The organism is Acinetobacter sp. 1566109 (genome assembly GCF_000582255.1).
Lineage (GTDB): Bacteria > Pseudomonadota > Gammaproteobacteria > Pseudomonadales > Moraxellaceae > Acinetobacter > Acinetobacter nosocomialis.
On record NZ_JEYB01000200.1, the window covers coordinates 1 to 893 of the forward strand.

Annotated in this window: 1 protein-coding gene and 1 tRNA gene; both read right to left on the reverse strand. The window is 39.3% G+C overall.

What is annotated here, in order from left to right:
• Positions 1-74: 74 nt before the first annotated feature.
• A complete protein-coding gene (locus J582_RS25390) occupies positions 75-518 on the reverse strand; it encodes a DUF2726 domain-containing protein (RefSeq protein ID WP_022575352.1) in 444 nt (147 codons plus the stop codon).
• A 56-nt stretch (positions 519-574) separates the two neighbouring features.
• Positions 575-650, reverse strand: a tRNA-Asn gene (locus J582_RS25395).
• Positions 651-893 lie beyond the last annotated feature (243 nt).

An 893-nucleotide genomic window follows, 5' to 3' on the forward strand; every position in this document is an offset into this window, starting at 1 on the left:
GCAACGTATAGAAATGGAAAAAAGAATAGCTGAAAAAGAGGCTGCAAATTCAGATAAGAAATAGCATTAGCTGTTCAATGAATATCTCTTTGTAGTTGGCGTACGCTCGGTATGCTTGTATAACGTTTTACGATATATCCGGCTTCTGTCAGCATTTGATCGCGTAGACGGTCTTCTTCTGCTTTTTCAAGATGAGTAGGGTCATCTAACTCAATAATAGCAATTACTTCCATTTTGTCATTAAGCAAAACAAAGTCGGTAACTTTACGATTGAACTGGCTACGAACCTTATAGTCATTGCTGGTGATTAATGCGCTAAACGCCACTTGAGCTAAAACATGGCAAGCTGGGAAACTCTGTTTTAGACGTATAAACATTTGAGTTTCAAAATTAGTAATGACAGGACGAGCAAAGAATTTTTGTTTTGGGAATAAATAGGGACGTAAACAAACAACAAGAAAAATACAGGTGCTTAAGCAACCTAAAATAATAAAAAATAAGTGACTCGATTCGAACATGTGACAACATCATACAAATAAAAACCCACTCGTAATGAGTGGGTTTTTAAGAATCTTGGCTCTCCCACCTGGGCTCGAACCAGGGACCTGCGGATTAACAGTCCGTCGCTCTACCGACTGAGCTATGGGAGAATCTGGAAAAGGATTTTAGGCAGGAAAGGGGGCTGGGTCAAGCCTTAATAGCAGAATTAGTGAGAATATCTAATCGTTTGGCTTAAAAATACACGAAACATTGATTTTATTCAAAATAATAGAAAGTTATTAGATGATTAGAAAAGAAAAAACCCGCAATAAATGCGGGCTTTTAGAATCTTGGCTCTCCCACCTGGGCTCGAACCAGGGACCTGCGGATTAACAGTCCGTCGCTCTACCGAC

Excerpts from the sequence above, each read along its gene's own strand:
- J582_RS25390 (WP_022575352.1), bottom strand. The coding sequence starts at position 518 with ATGTTCGAATCGAGTCACTTATTTTTTATTATTTTAGGTTGCTTAAGC.